Raw genomic sequence first — 17,094 nt, 5'->3', positions numbered from 1 at the left:
CTATTTACACATCAGATCAGCTCTGCGGTTCTTCGTCGTCCGGCGCGGCGTCGGCTTGCAGCTCGTCGCCAGCATCGCCTTCAGCGATATCGAGCATTTCGCCCTCAATAGCGTCGCCTTCCAGCTCTTCACCGTCCAGCTCAACGCCTTCGAGTTCTTCGCCTTCGACTTCCGAAGGTTCCTGCACGCGCTCCAGACCTACCAGTTTTTCGTCGCTGGCCAGCTTGATCAACGTGACGCCCTGGGTATTACGGCCCAGGCTGGAAACTTCGTCGACACGGGTACGAACCAGCGTGCCCTGATCGGAAATCAGCATGATTTCCTCGCCGTCGAGCACTTGAACCGCACCGACCAGGCGGCCGTTACGTTCGTTGCTGACCATGGCGATAACGCCCTGACCGCCACGCTTGTATTCAGGGAACTCGGAAATCGCCGTGCGCTTGCCGAAACCACGTTCCGAAGCAGTGAGAATCTCGCTGCCTTCTTCCGGGATCAGCATGGAAATCAGCTTCTGCCCTTCCGGCAGACGCATGCCGCGCACACCGCGAGCGGTACGGCCCATGGCGCGAACGTCGGATTCCTTGAAGCGCGTCACCTTGCCGCCATCGGAGAACAACATGATTTCCTGCTCGCCATCGGTAATGGCCGCGGAGATCAGGATGTCGCCTTCGTCCAGCTCCAGCGCGATGAGGCCGACGCTACGTTGACGGCTGAAAGCCACCAGCGGAGTTTTCTTGACGGTGCCGTTGGCGGTGGACATGAAGATGAACGGTGCCTTCTTCTTGTCTGCAGCCTTGATACGCGCCTTGCGCTCTTCTTCGGTTTCGGTGCTTGCTTCGTTGGTGTCGGCGTCGTCGATTTCGCCTTCGATGACGTCGCCTTCTTCCTCGTCAGCACGCTTGCGCATGGCTTCCAGGTCTACCGGCAGCATGGTGGTGATGTATTCACCTTCGCTGAGCGGCAGCAGGTTGACCAGCGGACGCCCGCGCGCAGCGCGGGATGCTTCCGGGATTTCGTAAGTCTTGAGCCAGTACACCTTGCCTTTGCTGGAGAACATCAGCAGCGTGGTGTGACTGTTGGCAACCAGCAGGTGAGCGATGTAGTCCTCATCCTTGACGCCGGTCGCCGATTTGCCTTTGCCGCCGCGACGCTGCGCCTGATAGACCGCCAATGGCTGGGTCTTGGCATAGCCGCCGTGGGAAATGGTGACGACGCGCTCTTCTTCGGTGATCAGGTCACCCAGGGTCAGATCCAGGCGCGCATCGAGAATCTCGGTGCGGCGCACGTCGCCGTATTCGGCGCGGATCAGCTCCAGCTCTTCGCGGATGACTTCCATCAGACGCGTGGCGCTGTTGAGGATGCGCAGCAGTTCGCCGATCTGGGCCAGGATTTCCTGGTATTCAGTCAGCAGTTTTTCGTGTTCCAGACCGGTCAGGCGGTGCAGACGCAGTTCCAGAATCGCCTGAGCCTGCTCCGGCGACAGGAAATACTTGCCGTCACGCAGGCCATATTGCGGGTCAAGGTTGTCCGGGCGGCATGAATCGGCACCGGCGCGCTCGACCATTTCCACTACAGCGCTGGATTCCCAGGCGGTGGAAATCAGCCCGATCTTGGCTTCGGCCGGTGTCGGCGAGGCCTTGATCAGGGCAATGACCGGGTCGATGTTCGACAGGGCAACCGCCTGGCCTTCGAGCAAATGCCCACGTTCACGGGCTTTGCGCAGCTCGAAAACGGTACGCCGGGTAACCACTTCGCGGCGGTGACGGACGAAGGCTTCGAGCAGATCCTTGAGGTTCAGGATTCGCGGACGACCATCGATCAGCGCAACGATGTTGATGCCGAACACGGCCTGCAGCTGGGTCTGGGCATAAAGGTTGTTGAGGATGACCTCAGGCACTTCGCCACGACGCAGCTCGATCACGACACGCATACCGTCTTTGTCGGATTCGTCGCGCAGTTCAGTGATGCCTTCGAGTTTCTTCTCTTTAACCAGCTCGGCGATCTTCTCGATCAGGCGGGCTTTGTTCAGCTGGTACGGCAGTTCGGTGATGACGATCTGCTGGCGGCCACCGACCTTGTCGATGTCCTCCACCATCGAGCGGGCGCGCATGTAAATGCGGCCACGACCGGTGCGATAGGCTTCGACGATGCCGGCGCGACCGTTGATGATCGCGGCTGTCGGGAAGTCGGGGCCCGGGATGTATTGCATCAACTCATCGATAGTCAACTCGGGGTTGTCGATGAGCGCCAGGCAACCGTCGATGACTTCACCGAGGTTATGCGGCGGAATGTTGGTCGCCATGCCCACGGCAATACCGCTGGAGCCGTTGACCAGCAGGTTGGGAATCCGGGTCGGCATGACCGCTGGGATCATTTCCGTGCCGTCGTAGTTCGGCACCCAATCCACGGTTTCCTTGTGCAGGTCGGCCAGCAGTTCGTGCGCCAGCTTGGTCATGCGCACTTCGGTGTATCGCATGGCGGCGGCGTTGTCGCCGTCCACCGAACCGAAGTTGCCCTGACCGTCTACCAGCAGGTAGCGCAGCGAGAACGGCTGCGCCATCCGGACGATGGTGTCGTAGACAGCAGTGTCGCCGTGCGGGTGGTACTTACCGATAACGTCACCGACCACACGGGCGGATTTCTTGTACGGCTTGTTCCAGTCGTTACCCAGCTCGCTCATCGCGAACAGCACACGTCGGTGCACGGGCTTCAAGCCATCGCGCGCATCCGGCAGTGCCCGACCGACGATCACGCTCATCGCGTAGTCAAGGTAGGACTGTTTCAGCTCGTCTTCGATATTGACCGGGAGGATTTCTTTGGCCAGTTCGCCCATGAGAAGCCTGATTCCTTTTTCTGGTGAAACTTCGTCACATCCATGCGGGACGAACGAAGCTCGCCGCTGCTGGCATTTGCCTGGCAACGACTTACGACAAATCAACGAGTTAAGCTCTGGATCTGCGCAGTAAGGGCGGCTACGAATAGCGCCCTTGGAAACCGCCGGATGTTACCACAAACGCCGCTACGCACCTATCCTTTGAAAGCCCTGAAAATGAGCCACGCTACTGTAAGACGCCTGAGAAACGCTTACAGGACCGCATAGCCCACTCAAGACAAACGACTGATCGCGCAACAAAGCACTCAATGCAGGCGTTTGCGACACATCAATTGAGTCATTTTCGCGGCATCCGGGCGCTCGACGATGCCCTTTTCAGTCACGATCGCGTCAATCAGATCAGCCGGGGTCACATCAAACACCGGATTGAACGCATCGACATCCGCACCGACCCGTTGCCCGCCGATTTCCAGCAGTTCGCGACCGTCGCGCTCTTCGATGACGATGTCTTCGCCGCTGGCGGTGTCCATGTCGATGGTCGAACTCGGGGCAACGACCATGAAGCGCACGCCGTGATGCATGGCGGCGACGGCCAGTTGGTAGGTGCCGATCTTGTTTGCCACGTCGCCGTTGGCGGTGATCCGGTCCGCGCCGACAATCACCCAGGTGATACCTTTGGTGCGCATCAGGTGCGCCGCGGCCGAATCGGCGTTGAGCGTTACCGGAATGCCTTCGTTGGCCAGTTCCCAGGCGGTGAGTCGCGAGCCTTGCAACCATGGCCGGGTTTCATCGGCGTAGACCCGTTCGATCATGCCTTCCAGGTATGCCGCGCGGATCACGCCCAGGGCCGTACCGAAACCACCGGTGGCCAGTGCGCCGGTATTGCAGTGAGTCAGCACGGTCTGCAGATTGCCTTGATGCTTGCGGATCAGGTCGGCGCCCAATTGCGCCATGGTCAGGTTGGCTTCCCGATCACTCAGGTGAATCGCCACCGCCTCGGCTTCCAGTGCCTGCAACGCATCATCGCTGTGCTTGACGCGCTGCAGCCGGTCACGCATGCGGTTCAGCGCCCAGAACAGATTGACTGCCGTGGGGCGCGAATCCGCCAGCACCTGGAAATCTTCCTCTAGCGCAGCCACCCAATCGCCGCCCGCCGCAATCCGCGCGCGCGCGCCCAACACCACGCCATAGGCGGCGCTGATACCAATTGCCGGCGCGCCGCGTACCACCATCGAACGAATCGCCTCGGCGACTCCCGCGGCACAGGTATAGGCCAGCCAGATTTCCTGGAACGGCAGCACCCGCTGATCCAGCAGATGAAGAGCGTCATCCCGCCAATCGATGGCTTTCACCTTCTCCGCAGCCATAAGTCGATCGCGCATTGCACACCCCATACTAAAAACCAATGCCGGACACCAAAAGCCGCCGATTATAGCGAGCCGCCTGCGAAGACGCTCGGGTATACTTCGCCGTCCCTGCAATAAGCTCTGGAAAACCCGTCATGCCCAACCCTTCAGCGCCTCTCGATCTCCTGCTCCTGCCCACCTGGCTGGTGCCGGTCGAACCTGCCGGCGTGGTGCTCAAGGAGCACGGCCTGGGTATTCGTGACGGCTGTATCGTCTATATCGGTCCACGCGCCGAAGCGATCAGGCAAGCGACGCTGGAAACCCTGGAGTTGCCGGGCATATTGCTCAGCCCTGGCCTGATCAACGCCCACGGCCACGCGGCGATGACGTTGTTTCGTGGCCTGGCCGACGATTTGCCGTTGATGACGTGGCTGGAAGAACACATCTGGCCCGCCGAAGGTAAATGGGTCGACGAAGACTTTGTCCGCGACGGCACCGACCTGGCGATTGCCGAGCAGATAAAAGGTGGCATCACCTGTTTTTCGGACATGTACTTCTTCCCGAAAGTTGCCGCCGATCGCGTGCATGTCAGCGGCATGCGTGCGCAAATTACCGTACCGGTGCTGGATTTCCCGATTCCCGGCGCCCGCACCACCGACGAAGCGCTGCACACCGGCGTCGAGCTGTTCAACGACCTGATCCATCATCCGCGCATAACAGTCGCATTCGGCCCCCACGCGCCATACACCATCGGCGATGACAACCTGGAGAAGATCCGGGTCATTGCTGATGAACTCGACGCGATGATTCAGATGCACGTTCACGAAACGGCCTTTGAAGTCGGGCAAGCTGTTGAGCTGAGCGGCGAGCGGCCGCTGGCCCGCCTGAGTCGCCTGGGCATGCTCGGGCCGCGCTTTCAGGCCGTGCACATGACGCAAATCAGCGATGAAGACCTGGCTTTGCTGGTAGAAAGCAACTCCAGCGTCATTCATTGCCCTGAGTCGAACCTGAAACTGGCCAGCGGCTTCTGCCCGGTCGAACGTCTGTGGCAGGCTGGCGTCAATGTAGCAGTAGGCACCGATGGTGCGGCCAGCAACAACGATCTGGATTTGCTGGGCGAAACACGCACCGCAGCGTTATTGGCCAAAGCGGTCGCGGGCTCTGCCACGGCGCTGGACGCCCATCGCGCCTTGCGCATGGCGACTCTGAATGGCGCGCGTGCGTTGGGCATTGCGCAGGTCACCGGTTCGCTGGAGATTGGCAAGGCGGCCGATATCGTCGCCTTCGATCTGAGCGGCCTGGCCCAGCAACCGATTTACGATCCGGTATCGCAGCTTATATATGCCACCGGCCGCGACTGCGTGAGCCATGTCTGGGTGGCTGGCAAGCAGCTGCTGGCAAACCGCAGCTTGACGCGCATGGATGAACAGGCGCTGTGCGAAACCGCCAAAGCCTGGGGCCAGCGCATTTCAGGCCACACCGATTAAAGCCACGCTGACACCCATTGCCAGCCCGGCGACACGATTTTCCAAGTTTGAGAGGACTTCCCATGAGCAACGTCGACCACGCTGAAATCGCCAAATTCGAAGCCCTTGCCCATCGCTGGTGGGATCGCAACAGCGAATTCAAGCCGCTGCACGATATCAATCCACTGCGCGTGAACTGGATCGACGAGCGCGTCAATCTGGCGGGCAAGAAAGTGCTCGACGTCGGCTGTGGCGGCGGCATCCTCAGCGAAGCCATGGCCCTGCGCGGCGCGACAGTTACCGGGATCGACATGGGCGAAGCGCCTCTGGCGGTGGCTCGACTGCACCAGCTGGAATCCGGAGTCAGCGTCGAATATCGGCAGATCACCGCCGAAGACCTGGCCGAAGAGCTGCCTGAGCAGTTCGACGTAGTGACTTGTCTGGAGATGCTGGAGCACGTGCCGGACCCATCGTCGGTCATTCGTGCCTGTTTCCGCATGGTCAAACCCGGCGGCCAGGTGTTCTTCTCGACCATCAACCGTAATCCCAAGGCGTATCTGTTCGCCATTGTCGGCGCCGAATACATCATGGGCCTGCTGCCGCGCGGCACTCACGACTTCAAGAAATTCATCCGCCCTTCCGAACTGGGCGCCTGGAGCCGGGCTGCCGGCCTGCAGGTCAAGGACATCATCGGCCTGACGTACAACCCGCTGACCAAGCATTACAAGCTGGCTGCGGATGTCGACGTCAACTACATGATCCAGACCCTGCGGGAGGCGTAAACCATGCGCTTGAGAGCGGTTCTATTCGATATGGACGGCACCCTGCTCGACACCGCTCCGGACTTCATCGCCATTTGTCAGGCGATGTTGGCGGAACGAGGCCTGCCGGCGGTAGACGACAAACTGATTCGTGATGAAGTTTCCGGCGGCGCCAAGGCGATGGTCGCGGCGGCGTTCGCCCTTTCCCCCAATGCCGAAGAGTTCGAGGCGCTGCGTCTGGAATTTCTTGAGCGCTACCAGCGGGACTGTGCGGTCCACAGCAAACTGTTTGATGGCATGGCCGAACTGCTGGCGGATATCGAAAAAGCCAATCTGATCTGGGGCGTGGTCACCAACAAACCGGTGCGCTTCGCCCAGCCGATCATGGAGCAGCTTGGGTTGGCGGAGCGCTCGGCGCTGCTGATCTGCCCGGATCACGTCACCCATAGCAAACCCCACCCGGAACCGCTGATCCTGGCTTGCAAGATGCTCGACCTCGACCCGGCCAGCGTGCTGTTTGTCGGTGACGACCTGCGCGACATCGAATCCGGTCGCGATGCTGGCACCAAGACTGCAGCGGTGCGTTACGGCTATATCCATCCCCATGACAATCCCGATCATTGGGGTGCGGATGTGGTGGTCGATCATCCGCTGGACCTGCGCAAGGTGCTGGATAACGCACTGTGCGGGTGCTGAGACTCATTTGAATGCAGGATCCGTTGGAGCGAGGCTTGCCCGCCAATCGGCCGTAGGAGCGACTTTAGTCGCGAAGGCGTGAATTTCCCTCCCGGCTAAAGTCGGTCCTGCAGCAGCCTTGCTCCAACGGAGTAATTTCGTCGCGTACGAATTAAAGAGGTAACCCATGTTCGACTACTCCCCTCGCCCTGACCTGCTGACTGGTCGGATAATTCTTGTGACCGGTGCCGGTCGCGGCATCGGTGCTGCGGCTGCCAGAACCTACGCAGCCCACGGCGCGACCGTGCTGCTACTGGGCAAGACCGAAGCCAATCTGACCCAGATCTATGACGAAATCGAAGCGGCGGGCCATCCTCAGCCGGTGGTGATCCCGTTCAACCTGGAAACTGCCCAGCCGCATCAATACGATGAACTGGCAGCAATGATCGAAACTGAATTCGGTCACCTGGACGGACTGCTGCACAACGCGTCGATCATCGGCCCGCGCACGCCTCTGGAGCAGTTGTCCGGCGAGAACTTCATGCGCGTCATGCAGATCAACGTCAACGCGATGTTCATGCTGACCAGCACGCTGTTGCCGCTGCTCAAACTGTCCACGGATGCATCGGTGGTGTTCACCTCCAGCAGCGTCGGACGCAAGGGTCGCGCTTACTGGGGCGCTTATGGCGTGTCCAAGTTCGCCACTGAAGGCCTGATGCAAACCCTCGCCGACGAACTCGACACCGTCGCAGCGGTGCGTTCCAACAGCATCAACCCCGGCGCGACCCGCACCAGCATGCGTGCCCATGCCTATCCCGCTGAAAACCCGCTGAACAACCCGACGCCGGAAGCAATCATGCCGGTCTATCTGTACTTGATGGGCCCCGACAGCACAGGGGTAAACGGCCAGGCTTACAACGCCCAATAAGCTGTTTGATCAACAATGGTTACAGGCATTTGCCAGGGTGCACATTACCCTGGTAAGTGCCAGTCAAATATCTGGCTCACTCTTACTGTCATTTAACTGTCGCCGGCCGACCAGCATTTGGCAATTCGGTTCAATATCTATCTGAACTCAAAGTCATATATATAAATGAACTTGATTGCATAAGTTTCGCTCTAACCGAGCCAAGCCAGCAATATGTGCTGAGGAGTGAGACCATGATTTCTCCTACCCAGACCAACAATACCAACGCTATTGATTTCGACGCCGCCAAATTGCAACGACTGGGTTTTTGTAATAGGCAAAGTCAACACATCGTACCGCCGCCTGTCGACCTGCCCCAGTTGATACACCAACTCGGCCTGCATTTACAGACCAGTCTGGAAGTGGAACGGGTTCTGTCGATTTTTTTCCAGGGCGTACAGCGCTGGATGTCCCTCAGTGCACTGACCTATGACCATCGTGACAGCGATTTGCATCTGCAGCTTGGCGAGCGCTCCCATCACAGTGCGAACTACAGCCTGAGTAACGAAGGCGAATACCTGGGAACCCTGCTGTTCCAGCGTAACCAACGGTTTACCGAGCAAGAGCTCGCAGACCTTGAGTCGCTGCTGGCCTGCCTGCTGTTCCCGATGCGCAATGCGTTGCTGTACCGTTCGGCCACGCAGAGCGCCCTGCGCGATCCGCTGACCGGCGCGGGCAACCGGATTGCGATGGACCAGACCCTGTCGCGGGAAATCGAGGTTGCCCGTCGCCACAAGCAGCCGTTGTCGTTGCTGATGCTCGACATCGACCACTTCAAGCAGGTCAACGATACCTACGGGCATTCCTCGGGTGATGAAGTGCTCAAGGCGATCTCCCTGGCGATCAAAGGGCAGTTGCGCAATATCGACCGGGTCTTCCGCTACGGCGGCGAAGAGTTCCTGATTGTGCTGTCGAACACCGGGCGCGAATCCGCAGCATTGATCGGCGAGCGCCTGCGCCAGGCTGCACACGACCTGATCTACCCAATACTGGACCATCCGCTGGAGCTGACCGTCAGCCTCGGCTGTTCGACACTGCTGCCAGCGGAGTCCGCCGACAGCCTGTTGCGCCGTGCCGATGCCGCCCTCTATGTCGCAAAGCGCGAAGGCCGTAATCGGCTGGCCATGGCCAGTTAATCCTCAGCTCTGGAGCTCGACCGCCCGCACGCGATGCGTTGCCGTCTTGTCCAGCTGCATGCAGTGCTCCAAAAACAGGAACATATAGTCATAACTCTTGGTGACTGCCTGCCGCAACTCAGCCTGCAACTGCTGACTCGGGTTGTTACCCGCCAGGGTACAGATGATCTCCAGCGCCTCCCATGGGTGCGAATCATCGTACTGCGCGTGCATCTTGAGCCACTTCATGGCGCGCTTTCTTGACTCTTCCGGAAACGACTCCGCGTACTCGCCACTGGAACACACCACTGCCGACCATTCCCCCGTGGCACCCTCGATGGCATAGTTGGTGGCCGCGATTGCCACGATCAGCGAATCGGCCGAACTGGTATGCCAGCACCAATGACTCAACGCATGTAAGTGCGGCGATACCCGCTGTGCTTTCAGGTCGTCCAGGGAAACGCTATGGGCCTCACTCCAGTTGATCCAGTAATCGGCGTGATTGAGTTCCACGCGGATATTGCGCATCAGCCAGCGCCGCGCCATGTCCTCGCCGGGATGACGGGCAAAGCGGGTCTTGGCAAGATTGTTGGCCATATATACAGCGAACTGTTCAACGACCGGCCAACCGCCAATCAAATACTGGCGCATGATCTTCGAACTAAGCTGGCCGTCACGCATACGTTGATAAAGCTCATGTTCGACGACCCTGGCCTTGGCACTGCTGCACTCCTGGATTAGCTGCTGCGCCCAAACTGGATAACTACTGGCTTCCATAAGCGGACCGGTTCTGCTGAAAACTTCGATCACTGTGTGGCTCCTTTTTTGGTGTAGGTTTCAGTAGGGGTCAGCGAAATACTCCGGGCGTGCTGAACAGCAATGTCTGGGTCCGCACCGGCCGGGGCCGCAGACTTTCACAGGTAAACACTGCTGGACGTTCGATCAGAAATCCTTGCGCAAAGTCCACCCCGATTTCCCGCAACGCCTCTTCAATTTCCGGTGTTTCGACAAACTCGGCAATGGTGCGCTTGCCCATGACATGACCAATATGATTGATCACTTCGACCATAGCTCTATTGATGGGATTGTCGAGCATGTCTTTGACAAAACTTCCGTCGATCTTCAAAAAGTCCACAGGCAAGTGTTTGAGGTAAGCAAACGACGACATACCGGCGCAAAAATCATCGAGTGAAAACTGGCATCCCAGGCTTTTCAATTCACTAATGAAGCGAATTGCACTTCCCAGATTGGCAATGGCGCTGGTTTCGGTAATTTCAAAGCAAATCGAAGAAGGCGCGATCCCATGGGTGCGAAATTGCTGCTTCAGGAATTCGAGAAACGCATCGTCACCAATACTGGAGCCGGAAAGATTGATCGCACACACCACCAGAGGGCCGCTGTAGCTTTTATCCTCGGCACATTGCGCGATGATCTTGAACACGTTCTGCACCACCCAGCGATCCAGTGTCGTCATCAAGCCATAGCGTTCGGCGGCCGGGATAAAACTGTCGGGCTGGATCATCCGTCCGGACTCGTCACGCAAACGCAGCAGGATCTCGATATGTCCCGCTTGCCCGCCGCCATGACTGATGTCAGAAATTTCCTGGGCATACAGGCAGAAGCGGTTTTCCTCCAGGGCCAGATGCAGACGCTGGATCCAGGCCATCTCACCGAAGCGCACGGAAACCTCTGAGTCATCGGCGTGATAGACCTGCACGCGATTACGGCCCTTTTCCTTGGCCATGTAGCACGCCATGTCAGCGGCACGCAGCGCAGCCTCAAGGGTGGTCGGCACGTGAGAAATATGCACCAGACCGATGCTGACGGTGGTGACAAACGGCCGGCCTTTCCAGACGAAATGCAGGCTTTGCACGGTCTGGCGCAGGGTCTCGGCGATGTCTTCCGCCCGTTGCGGCGCACAGTCTTCCAGCAATATCCCGAACTCGTCGCCGCCCAGTCTGGCGAGCGTGTCGCCTTCGCGCAGGCCTTGCTGCAACAACGCGCAGATATGCCGCAACAGCTCATCACCCGCCGCATGCCCGCTGGTGTCGTTGACCAATTTGAATTGATCAAGATCCAGGTACATCACCGAATGCCGATTCGGCTGGCGGGCCAGACCGATCAGCGCAACATCCAGGCGCTGCTCGAACTCACGCCGATTGGCAAGCCCGGTCAATGCATCGTGGGTGGCCTGCCAGGACAGATTGGCGATGTATTGGTGCTCTCGCGTCATGTCGTGCAGCACCAGCACGGTACCGCTGATCTTGCCATCGGTCTGGATCGGCGAGCCCACCAGAGCGACCGAGACGGTGCTGCCGTCGAGCCGCTGAATCAATTTGGAGTGTTCGCTGCCGCCCATCAATTTGCCGCTGAGGATGCGTTCGATCAGGCTATGGCTGTCCTTCTGGTCATTTTCGTCAAGCAGGCTGAATAACGCCGCAAGAGGCAATCCGCTGGCCTGGCCATTCTTCCAGTGGGTCAGACTTTCAGCCGCCGGGTTCATGTAGACGATGGAGCCTTCGACGTCAGTGGTGATGACCCCTTCGCCGATGGATTCCAGGGTGATTTGCGCCCGCTCCTTCTCGATTTCCAGGGCATCGGCGAAGGCGTGGCGCTGGGTGAGCAGTTTGTCGGTGCGCAACAAGGCCAGAATGATCAACACCACAGCAGTCGCAAGGTTGACGATCAATAACAGCCGCAAAATGCTCCTGGAGCCTGCGCCCAGCGCGTCGGAAAAAGCTTTCGCCGTAGGTGTCACATGTTCATTGATCGCGCTGATCTCGGCGCGCCAGCGCACTGCATCGCTGTAAGTTGCTTCGCCCGAGTTGATGCGCTCGTGCATCTGGCGGGCAATATCATCCAGCTGCATCAGGTACTCGTCACCCAGAACCCACAGTTTCACAGCCTTTTGCATATAGCCGTAGTGCTGAAAGTTCAGGTACAGCCAGATCACTCCAGAGACATCGTCAGGATGATTGCCGCCTTGCAGAATGCCTTGGCGCGCAAGATCCAGCGCAGGCTTGGGTTGGTCCAATGCCAGTCGGACCAGCTGGCCGCCCTTGGGCACGGCGATGGCCTGTTGATAGTTGAGGTAATCGAGTTCGTCGCGGCTGTTGGCGTAAAGGCTCAAGTAAAAGATGGCATCCTTTTGCCCCTTGGACCAAAGGCTTTCGCCGGCGACATAGCTGCGTACGGCTGACAGCGTGTACAAGCTGACGCAGCCAAGCAACGCCTGGAACAACGCCACAGCAATAAATGGCCAGACAATGCCCAACAGCCGGGGCTTTTCGAGTATCCGCTTTTGCCTCATGGTTTCCCTTTCATAAGCGTTAGCGTTGCCAGATGCTCAACAAGCGGCCTGATCAATTTCATCCTTGCCTCAGACTAGGCCAATTCCATGAAAAGGTAGGAGGATTTTCTCAACGATGAAACAGGCGGGCGCTGCGTCGCGATCCTGACGCAGCGCCGACAAGAAGACGGTTCAGGAAAACGTGGGTTCCGGGTATTTTCGGGATAATCCGCAGCGCTTTTGAATCGGCACCTGTCAGATATGTTGCAAATGGCCGTAAAGCCTGGCGTACAGCCCGCCATCGGCAATCAGCTGCTGATGATCGCCCTCTTCGGCGATACTTCCGCCATCGAACACCAGCACTCGATCTGCCTGTTTAACCGCTGACAGGCGATGCGCAATGATCAGCGTCGTGCGCCCTTGAAGGAAGCGCGACAAGGCTTGATGCAGGCTGTATTCAGTCGCGGCATCCAGCGCCGAAGTGGCTTCGTCGAGGATCACCACCTTGGGGTCGGACAACACCATTCTGGCGATGGCCAGTCGCTGGCGCTGGCCGCCCGACAAGCGCACCCCGGAACGCCCGACGATACTGTCCAGCCCATCGGGGAAGGCACGAATCGTCGGCGCCAGTTGAGCAATCTCCAGGGCCCGCCAACAGGCCTCGTCGCTGCGCTCACGCCCCATGCTCAGGTTGGCGCGCACCGTATCGTTGAACAGCGCCGGATGTTGCAGCACCACTGCAACGTTTTCCCGGACGGTCTCCAGACCTATTTCCTCCAGACTCGCCCCACCGAAACGGATCGTGCCGGATTGCGCCGTGTACAGCCCCAGCAAAAGTTGCACCAGCGTGCTTTTACCGCCGCCACTGGCACCGACGATGGCAACTTTTTCGCCGGGAGCGATGGTCAGGTTCAGTTGATCCAGAACGTTCTCTTCGCCATAGGCGAAACTCAGGCCACGAATCTCGATGCCGACGGTTTCCTGCTTTGCGAACGGATCGGCACCACCCGGATACTGTGGCTCGTCAGCACGAGCCAGCAACTCGTTGATCCGTTTCAGCGCGCCTCCGGCGGCGTAATACGCGTACTGCAGGTTCAATAATTGTTCGACCGGACCGATCATGAACCACAGGTAGCTGAATACCGCGAGCATCTGCCCGATGGACAGATCGGAAAACAGCACGGTGAGCATTGCCGCCGCGCGAAAGATATCGATGCCGAACTGGAACAACAGCCCGCTGGCACGGCTGGATGCGTCACTTTTCCATTGCGAGGCGATGGCGTAATCGCGAACTTCCTGCGCGCGCAGCCCAAGCCGCCCGAGAAAATAACCCTGACGATTGCCGGCGCGGACTTCCTGGATCGAGTCCAGGGTTTCAGTCAGGGCCTGGGTGAAGCGCGAGGTGCTGTCGTTTTCCTGCTTCTTCAGGTGCTTGACCCGCTTGCCCAGCTTGACCGTGGCATATATCACCAGCGGGTTGAACAGCATGATCAACAGGGCAAGCTTCCAGTGCATCCACACCAGAATCCCGGCGGTTCCCGCCAAAGTCAGCATGGCAACCAGAAACCGGCTGAGCGTATCACCGATAAATTTGTCCACGGTGTCGAGGTCGGTGACCAGATGCGTAGTTACGGTGCCGCCGCCGAGGCTTTCATATTCGCCCAGGGATATCCGCTTGAGCCGCTCGATCAGCCGGATGCGCACCCGATAGACGATGTCCTTGGACAAGCGGGCGAAAAGCCGTGCCTGAATGACGTTGAACACCAGCGCACCCAGGCGCAGGCCTACCGTGGCGAGCAGCATCAGGCCTATGTAGCCGACCGAGGTTTGCAGGCTGCCGGGCAGAAAGCGGTTCATGAACGCGAGAGCGCTGTCGCCGTGGCCGAGCAACACCTCGTCCACCAGTAACGGCAGCAGCAACGGGATCGGCACGCTGCACAAGGTCGCCAGCACGGCGACACCATTGGCGATCCACAGGGCTTTTTTATGGCGCACTGCCAGACGTCGAATTTCTGCCCAGCTCAGCCGATCAATGCGCCTGGGCTGCTCGCTCGCACCCTGATCAGGTTCATGCACTGGCGGCACGCTCCAGCCATCGACCGAGCAGCGGCGAGAGATCTTCCAGGGATTGATAACCATTGGTCAGCAGCGCCAACTGGCCGTTGCGTTCAGCCAGCAAGGTTGGGAACCCGGCGATACCGAGGTCCTGAACCCAGGCGAAATCAGCCGCCGTCGCGGCATGCTGCTCGGCGCTGTCAAACGCCTCGGCGAATTCAATGCGCGGCAAGCCAGCCTGCTCGGCCAGTTCGGTCAGCAACGCGGCCTGGGTTGTATCGCGGCCATCCAGATAGAACGCTTGTTGAATGAGTCTGACCAGACGCCACGCGCTGTCCGGATCGAGGCTGCGCGCAGCCACCACCGCTCGACAGGCGGGCTCGGTGTCGTAGACAAAACCATCGGGCAACGCATCCTCAAATCGAAAGGGTTGCCCGGTGGTTTGCGCCACCGCCTGCCAGTGTTCGAGGATGTAGCGTCGGGTCGTCGGCTCCAGTGCGGCTCCGCTGCCGGTGCGCAAACCGCCCACCACCAATTGCAAGGTCATGCCACCCGCCTGCGCCTGCTCCACCAGCGCCTTGGCCACATCGGCAAAGCCCCAGCACCAGGAACACATCGGGTCCATCACATAGAGCAGGCGAGCAGACATGGATCAAGCCTCGGTTGGCAGGCGATAGTTACGGCCGATAGGGTGTGGCTGATTGCGCTGCTTCGCCAGTTCGATCTGTTTCTGCCGATCGATGGCGCTGCGGCGGGTCTTTTCGCTCAGCGTGTCCCAGCAATGCGGGCAACTGATACCCGCGGTGTAATGCTCGCTGGCGCGGTCCTCGGCATTGATCGGCGTACGGCAGGCGTGACATTGATCGTAGTCGCCTTCGGTCAGGTCATGGCGCACGGTGACGCGATTGTCGAAAACGAAACACTCGCCACGCCACAGGCTTTCTTCCTGAGGCACCTCTTCCAGATACTTGAGAATCCCGCCCTTGAGGTGGAAGACCTCGCCGTAGCCTTCGCCGAGCATATAACTCGAGGCTTTTTCACAGCGAATGCCACCGGTGCAGAACATCGCGACTTTCTTGTGCACCGCCGGGTCGAAGTGTTCCTTGATGTACTCGGGAAACTCGCGAAAGCTGGTGGTCTTCGGGTCGATGGCGCCTTCGAAGGTGCCGATGGACACTTCGTAATCGTTGCGGGTGTCGATCACCAGCACTTCCGGATCGCTGATGATCGCGTTCCAGTCCTGCGGATTGACATAGGTGCCCACGGATTTATTCGGGTCCACGCCTTCGACGCCCAGGGTCACAATCTCTTTCTTGAGCTTGACCTTGGTGCGGTAGAAGGGCTGCTCGTCGCAGTACGACTCCTTGTGATCGATGTCGTCCATACGCGGGTCGTTCTTCAGCCAGGCCATCAGCCCGTCGATGCCTTCACGGCTACCGGAGACGGTGCCGTTGATGCCTTCTTCGGCAATCAGCAGCGTGCCTTTGATGCCATTGTCGACCATCGCCTGCAGCAGCGGTTCGCGCAGGGCAACGTAGTCGCTGAGCGTGACGAACTTGTATAGAGCGGCCACGACGATCGGTTGAGTCATCGGCTGTTGTGTCATGTGTATCTCCAGGTGGCGACCCTCGCAAAGGGCCTACCGGATCAAAATTCGGAATGAAAAACGCGCCGACAGAGCGGCGCGTGCGGATTCTAGCAAAAATCAGGGTTAATCCGGTAACCCCCGTCAGGCGACGGTCAATGACCACCCGCACAGGTCGGCGAGGCTGGCGCGGCACCGGTTTTAGCCCATTCTTCAGGGGTAAACGTGTGCAACGCCAACGCGTGAAACTCACCCATCAGGCCGCCCAGAATGCCGTAGACCTTCTGGTGACGCTTGACGGCGTTGAGCCCCTCGAATTGCTCGCTGACGATAATCGCCTTGTAGTGAGTCTGCTCACCGCGACTGTGCATGTGGCTCTCGTCGAGCACTTGCAGGTGCAGTGGCTGAAACACGGCCAGCGCCGATTCGATTCGCTTTTGCATGGTCATGACAGGTTTCGCCCGATCAGTCGGTTAAGGCTTTTTGGCTGGAGCAGGAGCTGCCTTGGCAGGTTCCAGTTCAGCAGTCATGTCAGCCAGCAGCTTGTTGACGACAGGCACTGCGCTTTCCAGTTTGCTCTGGGTCAGCTGAGCCGACTGTTGAGTCATCTCAGGCATTTTGGTCAGCACTTTCTTGCCCAGTGGAGACTGGTAGAACGCAACCAGATCCTTCAACTCGCTTTCGCTGAAGTTGGCGGTGTAGAGCTTGATCATGTCGGGTTTCAGCTTGTTCCAGCCGATCGCCTGATCCAGCGCAGCATTGGCTTTGGCCTGATAGGTTTCAAGCAAGGCTTTTTTCGCTTCAGGGGCTTTGGTTTCGGCAAAGCGCTGGGCAAACATCTGTTGCACTTGCATGTAGACCGGGGTGCCCAGCTTGTCAGCATGAGCCAGCTTGAGGAACGTTTCGGCACTGGCGTTATGGCTGGCGGTATCGGCAAGAACCTGGCCGCTGGCACAAACCAGTACAACCGCAGTACAAATGGCACGAAGACGGGTCATCGAG

General features: G+C 59.0%; 14 protein-coding genes. 5 read left to right on the top strand and 9 right to left on the bottom strand.

Annotated elements, in window-relative coordinates:
- Positions 1–16: 16 nt before the first annotated feature.
- Together gyrA and mtnA are read right to left on the bottom strand one after the other, a co-directional pair.
- On the bottom strand, positions 17–2,833 hold the full coding sequence (gene gyrA / locus CFII64_RS02525; protein ID WP_020289185.1) for a DNA gyrase subunit A: 2,817 nt from the start codon (positions 2,831–2,833) through the stop codon (positions 17–19).
- Between the two features lie 305 nt (positions 2,834–3,138).
- A complete protein-coding gene (mtnA, locus tag CFII64_RS02520; protein ID WP_020289184.1) occupies positions 3,139–4,215 on the bottom strand; it encodes an S-methyl-5-thioribose-1-phosphate isomerase in 1,077 nt (358 codons plus the stop codon).
- Positions 4,216–4,334: 119 nt separating this feature from the next.
- On the opposite strand from mtnA, the gene CFII64_RS02515 reads away from it, so the two are divergent.
- The 5 genes from CFII64_RS02515 (at position 4,335) to CFII64_RS02495 (ending at position 9,184) form a co-directional block, all read left to right on the top strand.
- Positions 4,335–5,666, top strand: coding sequence for a TRZ/ATZ family hydrolase (locus CFII64_RS02515; RefSeq protein ID WP_020289183.1), 1,332 nt, complete (start codon positions 4,335–4,337; stop codon positions 5,664–5,666).
- A gap of 62 nt (positions 5,667–5,728) precedes the next feature.
- Positions 5,729–6,427, top strand: coding sequence for a bifunctional 2-polyprenyl-6-hydroxyphenol methylase/3-demethylubiquinol 3-O-methyltransferase UbiG (ubiG, locus tag CFII64_RS02510; RefSeq protein ID WP_020289182.1), 699 nt, complete (start codon positions 5,729–5,731; stop codon positions 6,425–6,427).
- Positions 6,428–6,430: 3 nt separating this feature from the next.
- Entirely contained in the window at positions 6,431–7,102 is a 672-nt protein-coding gene (gene mupP / locus CFII64_RS02505; protein ID WP_020289181.1) for an N-acetylmuramic acid 6-phosphate phosphatase MupP, read from the top strand.
- A 166-nt stretch (positions 7,103–7,268) separates the two neighbouring features.
- The gene (locus CFII64_RS02500) at positions 7,269–8,009 is read left to right on the top strand and encodes a YciK family oxidoreductase (RefSeq protein ID WP_020289180.1); all 741 of its coding nucleotides are present in this window, start codon (positions 7,269–7,271) and stop codon (positions 8,007–8,009) included.
- Positions 8,010–8,242: 233 nt separating this feature from the next.
- Positions 8,243–9,184: a GGDEF domain-containing protein gene (locus CFII64_RS02495; protein ID WP_020289179.1), complete on the top strand. Its 942-nt coding sequence runs from the start codon at positions 8,243–8,245 to the stop codon at positions 9,182–9,184.
- Positions 9,185–9,187: 3 nt separating this feature from the next.
- Here CFII64_RS02495 and CFII64_RS02490 read toward each other — a convergent pair whose 3' ends face one another.
- The 7 genes from CFII64_RS02490 to CFII64_RS02460 all read right to left on the bottom strand — a co-directional run bounded on the left by CFII64_RS02490 (position 9,188) and on the right by CFII64_RS02460 (position 17,090).
- Positions 9,188–9,973, bottom strand: coding sequence for a TenA family transcriptional regulator (locus CFII64_RS02490; RefSeq protein WP_020289178.1), 786 nt, complete (start codon positions 9,971–9,973; stop codon positions 9,188–9,190).
- Between the two features lie 37 nt (positions 9,974–10,010).
- Positions 10,011–12,473 (bottom strand): EAL domain-containing protein, encoded by a 2,463-nt coding sequence (locus CFII64_RS02485; RefSeq protein ID WP_020289177.1) that lies wholly within the window; start codon positions 12,471–12,473, stop codon positions 10,011–10,013.
- A 234-nt stretch (positions 12,474–12,707) separates the two neighbouring features.
- Positions 12,708–14,528: an ABC transporter ATP-binding protein gene (locus tag CFII64_RS02480; protein ID WP_020289176.1), complete on the bottom strand. Its 1,821-nt coding sequence runs from the start codon at positions 14,526–14,528 to the stop codon at positions 12,708–12,710.
- Positions 14,521–15,123, bottom strand: coding sequence for a DsbA family protein (locus tag CFII64_RS02475; RefSeq protein ID WP_177325389.1), 603 nt, complete (start codon positions 15,121–15,123; stop codon positions 14,521–14,523). The genes CFII64_RS02480 and CFII64_RS02475 overlap by 8 nt, the downstream gene beginning before the upstream one ends.
- Positions 15,124–15,159: 36 nt before the next feature.
- Complete coding sequence (locus tag CFII64_RS02470; protein ID WP_020289174.1) at positions 15,160–16,113, bottom strand: rhodanese-related sulfurtransferase; 954 nt, start codon at positions 16,111–16,113, stop codon at positions 15,160–15,162.
- 134 nt (positions 16,114–16,247) lie between these two features.
- Positions 16,248–16,541 carry a BolA family transcriptional regulator gene (locus CFII64_RS02465; protein ID WP_020289173.1) on the bottom strand — a complete coding sequence of 98 codons (294 nt, stop codon included), beginning with the start codon at positions 16,539–16,541 and terminating at the stop codon, positions 16,248–16,250.
- A 24-nt stretch (positions 16,542–16,565) separates the two neighbouring features.
- Positions 16,566–17,090: a DUF2059 domain-containing protein gene (locus CFII64_RS02460; RefSeq protein WP_020289172.1), complete on the bottom strand. Its 525-nt coding sequence runs from the start codon at positions 17,088–17,090 to the stop codon at positions 16,566–16,568.
- Between the last annotated feature and the right edge of the window lie 4 nt (positions 17,091–17,094).

The organism is Pseudomonas sp. CFII64 (assembly GCF_000416235.1).
GTDB lineage: Bacteria > Pseudomonadota > Gammaproteobacteria > Pseudomonadales > Pseudomonadaceae > Aquipseudomonas.
This window is presented reverse-complemented; position numbering and strand designations above follow the sequence as displayed.